Source organism: Escherichia sp. 20412-1 (genome assembly GCF_003027595.1).
Classification (GTDB): Bacteria; Pseudomonadota; Gammaproteobacteria; order Enterobacterales; family Enterobacteriaceae; genus Escherichia; species Escherichia marmotae.
In genome coordinates this window covers 1-8,899 of record NZ_PYQM01000071.1, presented here as the reverse complement: position 1 = coordinate 8,899, position 8,899 = coordinate 1, and the positions used below count along the sequence as shown (strand labels likewise).

Annotated in this window: 8 protein-coding genes; all 8 read left to right on the top strand. The window is 56.3% G+C overall.

The genetic code is table 11. From position 1 onward, the window contains the following. Window positions 1–4,896, top strand: a 4,896-nt coding sequence (traI, locus tag C7B16_RS23235) for a conjugative transfer relaxase/helicase TraI (protein ID WP_107180226.1), incomplete at its 5' end; no start/stop codon positions are given. Window positions 4,897–4,915: 19 nt separating this feature from the next. Next, window positions 4,916–5,656, top strand: coding sequence for a conjugal transfer pilus acetylase TraX (traX, locus tag C7B16_RS23230; protein ID WP_096924311.1), 741 nt, complete (start codon window positions 4,916–4,918; stop codon window positions 5,654–5,656). A 54-nt stretch (window positions 5,657–5,710) separates the two neighbouring features. Continuing rightward, the gene (locus tag C7B16_RS23225; protein WP_040084627.1) at window positions 5,711–6,271 is read left to right on the top strand and encodes a fertility inhibition protein FinO; all 561 of its coding nucleotides are present in this window, start codon (window positions 5,711–5,713) and stop codon (window positions 6,269–6,271) included. A 135-nt stretch (window positions 6,272–6,406) separates the two neighbouring features. After that, a complete protein-coding gene (locus C7B16_RS23220; protein WP_107180225.1) occupies window positions 6,407–6,619 on the top strand; it encodes a hypothetical protein in 213 nt (70 codons plus the stop codon). 238 nt (window positions 6,620–6,857) lie between these two features. After that, complete coding sequence (locus C7B16_RS23215; protein WP_096924313.1) at window positions 6,858–7,319, top strand: thermonuclease family protein; 462 nt, start codon at window positions 6,858–6,860, stop codon at window positions 7,317–7,319. A 68-nt stretch (window positions 7,320–7,387) separates the two neighbouring features. After that, window positions 7,388–7,573 carry an Hha/YmoA family nucleoid-associated regulatory protein gene (locus tag C7B16_RS23210; protein ID WP_107180227.1) on the top strand — a complete coding sequence of 62 codons (186 nt, stop codon included), beginning with the start codon at window positions 7,388–7,390 and terminating at the stop codon, window positions 7,571–7,573. A 38-nt stretch (window positions 7,574–7,611) separates the two neighbouring features. Continuing rightward, window positions 7,612–8,202 (top strand): DUF2726 domain-containing protein, encoded by a 591-nt coding sequence (locus tag C7B16_RS23205; protein WP_096924314.1) that lies wholly within the window; start codon window positions 7,612–7,614, stop codon window positions 8,200–8,202. Between the two features lie 222 nt (window positions 8,203–8,424). Next, window positions 8,425–8,631: a Hok/Gef family protein gene (locus tag C7B16_RS23190; protein WP_001362723.1), complete on the top strand. Its 207-nt coding sequence runs from the start codon at window positions 8,425–8,427 to the stop codon at window positions 8,629–8,631. Window positions 8,632–8,899 lie beyond the last annotated feature (268 nt).

The following is an 8,899-nucleotide window of genomic DNA, read 5'->3' as shown; positions in this document are numbered from 1 at the left end:
ATGACGGACGGACAGTCAGAAACGGTGCTGACCGGTAATCTGGTGATGGCACTGTTTAACCACGACACCAGTCGCGATCAGGAACCACAGTTACACACGCATGCGGTGGTGGCTAATGTCACGCAGCATAACGGCGAATGGAAGACACTGAGCAGTGACAAAGTGGGGAAAACGGGATTCATTGAGAATGTGTACGCTAATCAGATTGCCTTTGGCAGGCTATACCGGGAAAAACTGAAAGAGCAGGTTGAGGCGCTGGGCTATGAAACCGAAGTGGTCGGTAAGCACGGTATGTGGGAGATGCCGGGCGTACCGGTGGAGGCCTTTTCCGGACGTTCACAGGCTATCCGGGAGGCTGTCGGGGAGGATGCCTCGCTGAAATCCCGGGATGTGGCGGCGCTGGATACGCGAAAATCCAAACAGCACGTCGATCCGGAAATTAAAATGGCCGAGTGGATGCAGACGCTGAAGGAAACCGGGTTCTACATCCGGGCATATCGTGACGCGGCGGATCAGCGTGCGGAGATCCGCACGCAGACGCCCGGGCCAGCTTCACCGGACGGGCCGGATGTGCAGCAGGCGGTGACACAGGCCATTGCCGGATTAAGTGAACGCAAAGTGCAGTTCACGTACACGGACGTGCTGGCCAGAACGGTCGGCATACTGCCGCCGGAAAATGGTGTGATTGAGCGGGCCCGCGCCGGTATCGATGAGGCCATCAGCCGTGAGCAGCTCATCCCCCTCGACCGTGAGAAGGGGCTGTTCACGTCCGGGATTCATGTGCTCGATGAGCTGTCCGTCCGGGCACTCAGTCGTGACATCATGAAACAGAACCGGGTGACCATACATCCGGAGAAAAGTGTTCCCCGGACGGCTGGTTACAGCGATGCCGTCAGTGTTCTGGCACAGGACCGTCCGTCGCTGGCCATTGTGTCCGGGCAGGGCGGTGCAGCCGGGCAGCGTGAGCGGGTGGCTGAACTGGCCATGATGGCCCGGGAGCAGGGGCGGGAGGTGCAGATTATCGCCGCTGACCGTCGCTCGCAGATGAACCTGAAGCAGGATGAACGGCTGTCCGGTGAGCTGATAACCGGACGTCGTCAGCTGCAGGAGGGCATGGCCTTCACACCGGGCAGTACCGTTATCGTCGACCAGGGCGAAAAACTCTCCCTGAAAGAGACGTTAACCCTGCTGGACGGTGCCGCACGTCATAACGTACAGGTTCTGATAACCGACAGCGGGCAGCGAACCGGTACAGGCAGTGCACTGATGGCCATGAAGGATGCCGGGGTGAACACATATCGCTGGCAGGGGGGAGAACAGCGACCGGCAACCATCATCAGTGAACCGGACCGTAATGTCCGCTATGCCCGGCTGGCCGGAGATTTTGCGGTCAGCGTGAAAGCCGGAGAAGAGAGCGTGGCACAGGTCAGCGGGGTACGGGAACAGGCCATACTGACACAGGCCATTCGCAGTGAGCTGAAAACACAGGGCGTGCTCGGACACCCGGAGGTGACCATGACTGCCCTGTCACCGGTCTGGCTGGACAGCAGGAGCCGTTATCTGCGGGATATGTACCGACCGGGGATGGTGATGGAGCAGTGGAACCCGGAGACACGCAGTCATGACCGCTATGTTATCGACCGGGTGACGGCGCAGAGTCACAGCCTGACCCTGCGGGATGCGCAGGGCGAAACGCAGGTGGTGCGTATTTCCTCCCCGGACAGCAGCTGGTCGCTGTTCCGGCCGGAAAAAATGCCGGTGGCAGACGGCGAGCGTCTGAGGGTGACAGGGAAAATTCCCGGACTCCGCGTCTCCGGTGGTGACCGCCTGCAGGTGACATCCGTCAGTGAAGATGCGATGACGGTTGTTGTGCCGGGGCGGGCTGAACCGGCCTCCCTGCCTGTGAGCGACTCACCATTCACGGCACTGAAGCTGGAGAACGGCTGGGTGGAAACGCCCGGGCATTCCGTCAGTGACAGTGCGACGGTTTTTGCCTCCGTCACACAGATGGCAATGGACAATGCCACCCTGAACGGTCTGGCCCGCAGCGGTCGTGATGTCCGGCTGTATTCCTCACTGGATGAAACCCGTACTGCGGAAAAACTTGCCCGCCACCCCTCCTTTACGGTGGTTTCTGAGCAGATAAAGGCGCGTGCCGGTGAGACATTGCTGGAAACCGCTATCAGTCTGCAGAAAGCCGGGCTTCACACGCCGGCACAGCAGGCCATTCATCTGGCCCTTCCTGTGCTGGAAAGTAAAAACCTGGCCTTCAGCATGGTGGACCTGCTGACAGAGGCGAAGTCGTTTGCTGCAGAAGGAACCGGTTTTACTGAACTGGGAGGGGAAATCAATGCGCAGATAAAACGCGGTGATTTACTGTATGTGGATGTGGCAAAAGGCTATGGCACAGGCCTGCTGGTTTCCCGTGCGTCGTATGAGGCAGAAAAGAGCATTCTTCGCCATATTCTCGAAGGTAAGGAGGCGGTCACGCCGCTGATGGAGAGAGTACCTGGCGAACTCATGGAGAAACTGACATCAGGACAGCGTGCCGCCACCCGCATGATACTGGAAACGTCCGACCGTTTCACGGTGGTGCAGGGCTATGCCGGTGTGGGTAAGACCACACAGTTCCGGTCGGTGATGTCAGCCGTGAACATGCTGCCGGAGAGTGAGCGTCCCCGTGTCGTGGGGCTGGGGCCCACGCACCGTGCGGTCGGGGAGATGCGCAGCGCTGGCGTGGATGCACAGACACTGGCGTCATTTCTGCATGACACGCAGCTGCAGCAGCGCAGCGGAGAAACACCGGATTTCAGCAACACGCTGTTCCTGCTCGATGAGAGCTCAATGGTGGGCAATACCGACATGGCACGGGCATACGCCCTGATTGCGGCCGGTGGAGGTCGGGCTGTGGCCAGTGGTGACACGGACCAGCTGCAGGCCATCGCGCCCGGTCAGCCTTTCCGTCTCCAGCAGACGCGCAGTGCTGCCGATGTGGTCATCATGAAGGAGATTGTGCGTCAGACGCCGGAACTGCGGGAGGCGGTATACAGCCTGATTAACCGGGATGTGGAAAGGGCACTGTCCGGGCTTGAGAGTGTGAAACCGTCTCAGGTGCCACGTCAGGAGGGCGCATGGGCACCGGAGCACTCCGTGACGGAGTTCAGTCACAGCCAGGAAGCGAAACTGGCAGAAGCGCAGCAGAAGGCGATGCTGAAAGGCGAGGCTTTCCCGGATGTCCCCATGACACTGTATGAAGCCATTGTCCGCGACTATACCGGCAGGACACCGGAAGCACGGGAGCAGACGCTGATTGTCACGCACCTGAATGAGGACCGGCGCGTACTGAACAGCATGATTCATGATGCACGGGAAAAGGCCGGTGAGCTGGGAAAAGAGCAGGTCATGGTGCCTGTCCTGAACACAGCGAATATACGCGACGGAGAGCTGCGTCGTCTCTCCACCTGGGAGACACATCGGGACGCACTTGTCCTGGTGGATAATGTGTATCACCGGATTGCCGGTATCAGTAAGGATGACGGGCTGATAACCCTGCAGGATGCGGAAGGTAACACGCGGCTGATTTCGCCCCGGGAGGCGGTGGCTGAAGGTGTCACACTGTACACTCCGGACACCATCCGGGTGGGGACCGGTGACCGGATGCGCTTCACGAAGAGTGACCGGGAGCGCGGTTATGTGGCCAACAGCGTCTGGACGGTGACAGCAGTTTCCGGTGACAGTGTCACGCTGTCGGACGGACAGCAGACCCGGGTGATTCGCCCCGCCCGGGAGCGGGCAGAGCAACATATTGACCTGGCTTATGCCATCACCGCCCACGGTGCGCAGGGGGCAAGTGAAACCTTTGCCATCGCGCTTGAAGGCACGGAAGGTAACCGGAAACTGATGGCCGGCTTTGAGTCAGCCTACGTGGCCCTGTCGCGTATGAAGCAGCATGTGCAGGTGTACACCGATAACCGTCAGGGCTGGACGGATGCCATCAACAATGCCGTACAGAAAGGAACTGCCCACGATGTGCTGGAGCCGAAACCGGACCGGGAGGTCATGAATGCAGAGCGGCTGTTCAGTACGGCGCGGGAGCTGCGGGACGTGGCGGCAGGCCGTGCCGTTCTTCGTCAGGCGGGGCTTGCCGGGGGAGACAGTCCTGCACGGTTTATTGCACCGGGGCGCAAATATCCGCAGCCGTATGTGGCACTGCCGGCGTTTGACCGTAACGGCAGGTCAGCAGGTATCTGGCTGAACCCACTGACCACGGATGACGGAAACGGGCTGCGGGGATTCAGCGGTGAAGGCCGGGTGAAAGGCAGCGGGGATGCGCAGTTCGTGGCCCTGCAGGGCAGCCGTAACGGAGAGAGCCTGCTGGCTGATAATATGCAGGATGGCGTCCGGATTGCCCGTGATAATCCCGACAGCGGTGTGGTGGTGAGAATCGCCGGTGAAGGTCGTCCGTGGAATCCCGGAGCCATCACCGGTGGTCGCGTGTGGGGGGATATTCCGGATAACAGCGTCCAGCCGGGAGCCGGAAATGGCGAACCGGTCACGGCAGAGGTACTGGCACAGCGGCAGGCTGAAGAGGCCATCCGCCGTGAAACGGAACGCCGCGCAGATGAAATTGTCCGTAAAATGGCAGAGAACAAACCTGACCTGCCGGACGGCAGAACAGAGCAGGCTGTCAGGGAGATTGCCGTGCAGGAGCGTGAACGGGCTGTCACTTCTGAACGGGAAGCCGCGCTGCCGGAGAGTGTACTGCGTGAACCACAACGGGAGCGGGAAGCGGTCCGGGAGGTTGCCCGGGAAAACCTGCTGCAGGAGCGACTGCAGCAGATGGGGCGGGATATGGTCCGTGACCTGCAGAAAGAGAAAACCCCGGGCGGAGACTGATACAGGAAGACATACGCTGATGACAACAGAGAACACGACACGTAACGATTCACTGGCTGCACGGACCGATACCTGGTTGCAGTCGTTGCTGGTCTGGTCACCCGGACAGCGGGATATCATCAAAACGGTGGCACTGGTGCTGATGGTACTGGACCACATCAATCTGATATTCCAGCTTAAGCAGGACTGGATGTTTCTGGCCGGGCGTGGAGCCTTTCCACTGTTTGCCCTGGTGTGGGGGCTGAATCTGTCCCGTCATGCGCATATCCGGCAACCGGCCATTAACCGGCTGTGGGGATGGGCAGTGATTGCCCAGTTCGCATATTATCTGGCCGGCTTTCCCTGGTATGAGGGGAATATCCTGTTTGCCTTCGCAGTTGCGGCACAGGTGCTGACATGGTGTGAAACGCGCAGCCTGTGGCGTTCTGTGGGGGCCATGTTATTGCTGGCAGTATGGTTGCCTTTGTCCGGCACCAGTTACGGCATTGCCGGGTTGCTGATGCTGGCAGTCAGCCACAGGCTGTACCGGGCGGAAGACAGAGCGGAACGTCTGGCGCTGGTCGCCTGCCTGCTGGCTGTTATTCCGGCGCTTAACCTTGCCACCAGTGATGCGGCGGCGGTGGCCGGTCTTATGATGACGGTACTGACCGTTGCTCTGGTGTCGTGCGCAGGGAAATCATTACCCCGTTTCTGGCCCGGAGATTTTTTCCCGACGTTCTATGCCTGTCATCTGGCTGTGCTGGGCGTTCTGGCACTGTGACGGGTGTGGTATCTTTGGCCGCAACAGGATAATTCGTCAGAGGCAGAACACAGCATGACAGAGCAGAAGCGACCGGTACTGACACTGAAGCGGAAAACGGAAGGGGAGACGCCTGTCCGCAGCCGGAAAACCATCATCAATGTCACCACGCCACCAAAATGGAAGGTGAAAAAGCAGAAGCTGGCCGAGAAGGCGGCCCGGGAAGCTGAGCTGGCGGCAAAAAAAGCGCAGGCCAGACAGGCGCTGTCCATTTATCTGAATCTGCCCACGCTGGATGAGGCCGTGAATACCCTGAAACCCTGGTGGCCGGGATTATTTGACGGTGACACACCCCGGCTTCTGGCCTGCGGTATCCGGGACGTGTTACTGGAAGACGTGGCGCAGCGGAATATCCCGCTCTCGCATAAAAAACTGCGCCGGGCGCTGAAGGCCATCACCCGTTCGGAAAGCTATCTGTGTGCCATGAAAGCCGGTGCCTGCCGGTATGACACGGAAGGGTATGTGACGGAGCATATTTCTCAGGAGGAAGAAGCGTATGCGGCAGCGCGTCTGGCGAAAATCCGTCGCCAGAACCGGATAAAAGCAGAACTTCAGGCTGTGCTGGATGAGAAATAAAAAAAGCCTCCCCGAAAACTGAGGAGGCTGAAACAATAAGGCTTAAAAGGAAATAACTTCTATACCCGAAAAGAAGTCAGTCCACTGAATTATTTAACACAGGAATACTGATGAGTTAAAGAGGGGAGATGTAAAATGAACGGATTCAGAAACAGTTCACGAAACACTCAGGTCTGGCGCTGGCAGCGTGCCGGAAACCGGGCTGTCCGGCTGGAGGTCAGGGGGCTCTGGCTGGAAGCCGCCGAAGCGTGGTGCCGGGCTGCCCATACGGCTCCCCGGGCCGACTGGCAGGCGTTTGCCCGGCAGAGGGCTGAACGCTGCCGCCGGCGATGCCAGGGGCAGAGGTAAAAAAGCAGCCTCCGCGACCAGGTGGAGGAGGCTGAAAGGAGTTCATAAGTATTGTTTTTCTGACTCTCCGGTCGGGCAGTATGACCGGATACCTCTGAGTAACACAGAGTCTTTTCCGTATTAAGTCGCGCTTTTATATTTTGTGATTAATTTCACAAAACAAGATGTTATTCAATGTGTGCTGCAATATTCAGGATACCTGAAATACAGGTGCCATTTATTTGATATGGAGAATAACATGAGGAAATATATTCCACTGGTATTATTTATCTTTTCATGGCCGGTATTGTCTGCAGATATTCATGGACGGGTTGTTCGTGTACTGGACGGTGATACCATCGAGGTCATGGACTCACGGAAGGCGGTGCGGATCAGGCTGGTAAATATTGATGCACCGGAAAAGAAACAGGATTATGGCCGGTGGTCAACAGACATGATGAAATCACTGGTCGCAGGAAAAACGGTTACCGTCACATATTTTCAGCGAGATCGTTATGGTCGTATTCTCGGGCAGGTTTATGCACCAGACGGAATGAATGTTAATCAGTGTATGGTCCGGGCCGGGGCTGCCTGGGTCTATGAGCAGTACAACACCGATCCCGTGCTGCCTGTCCTTCAGAACGAAGCCAGACAACAAAAACGTGGGCTCTGGTCAGATGCTGATCCGGTTCCACCCTGGATATGGAGACACCGTAAATAAAATACTGGTAATTTTATCATTCATCTGTTCCTGTCGGGAATAAATATAGCAAAACAAAACAGGAATGGCTGTATCAGTTACGGCGATGTTCATCAGTCAATACGCTGGGAACAATTATTCATAAAAACAGGGACAGTTTATCGAACAGTGAACGTGAATCATTTAATTCAGCAGCAGACCACCGGTTAGCGGAATTAATCACCGGAAAGTTATATGACAGGATACCAAAAGAGATATGGAAATATGTAAGGTAATAATTCAGCAATAATTAATTGCCAGGAGCAGATAAATAATGAAACTGATTATTTTTATTCTCATTGTTCTGATTATTGCAGCGTTACTTATCCGGATTATCCTCAGAAGTGTAAATCAGCATTCTCCTTTGCTGATGCAATTGCATGCGGCAGGTATACGGACCGGTGATGCAGAGCGAATACTGTCCAGCGGTGAATACTGGCAACGTCAGAAGACGCTGCTGACAGAAAGGGAAGTCAGTTTTATGAAAGGACTGCTCAGAATTGTGGATATGAAGCGGTGGTATCTGTGTCCGCAGGTACGGGTCGCGGATATCGTCCAGCTGAACGGGAATATCCGGCCACGATCACGCCAGTGGTGGCAGTTATTCAGGATGGTGTCTCAGTGGCATGTTGATGTGGTTATCGTTGAGCGGCGTTCGTTCAGTATTGTTGCTGCAGTAGAGCTGGATGATGCCAGCCATTTACGACCGGAACGCCGGCGCCGGGATATTCTTCTGGAAGAGGTTCTGAGGCAGGCTGGTATTCCGTTGCTCAGAAGCCACGATGCCAGAAAACTGATGCAGATGACCGGAGAATGGCTGAATACAACAGGGGCTGATCAGCAGTCACCGGAACATCGTAGCTGACGCCTTCGCGTTGCTCAGTTGTCCAACCCCGGAAACGGGAAAAAGCAAGTTTTCCCCGCTCCCGGCGTTTCTGTAATAAAAACCGGGAAATGCAGGTAATAGTCAGCAACCGGGAATGTGGTATTATCGCGGCGGGTGTCTGAGCCTTTCTGGTTCAGGCAAGACGCAGGTACCAGAAATGCGAAGACCCCACTTGTTAATCCATTAACTCGTGAGGTCTGCATGAAGTATCTCAACACTACTGATTGTAGCCTCTTCCTTGCAGAGAGGTCAAAGTTTATGACGAAATATGCCCTTATCGGGTTGCTCGCCGTGTGCGCCACGGTGTTGTGTTTTTCACTGATATTCAGGGAACGGTTATGTGAACTGAATATTCACAGGGGAAATACAGTGGTGCAGGTAACTCTGGCCTACGAAGCACGGAAGTAAGCTGCCGGGCGGGGACGGAAGTCCCCGCTTTCCGGAAGTGTGAGGTATTTCAGGGGCAGACACCCGACATGCCAGAAACAGCCGGTCCCGCCCGGGGCCGGCATCCAGGTTAAGGCATTTCCAGCTTTTCAGTCATTTCATTATCAAAATCACATTAAACGGTCGTAATCAGACATGATTTGTGCGCCAACACAGATCATCGTCACAACTTTCAAGTCGCTGATTTCAAAAAACTGTAGTATCCTCTGCGAAACGATCCCTGTTTGAG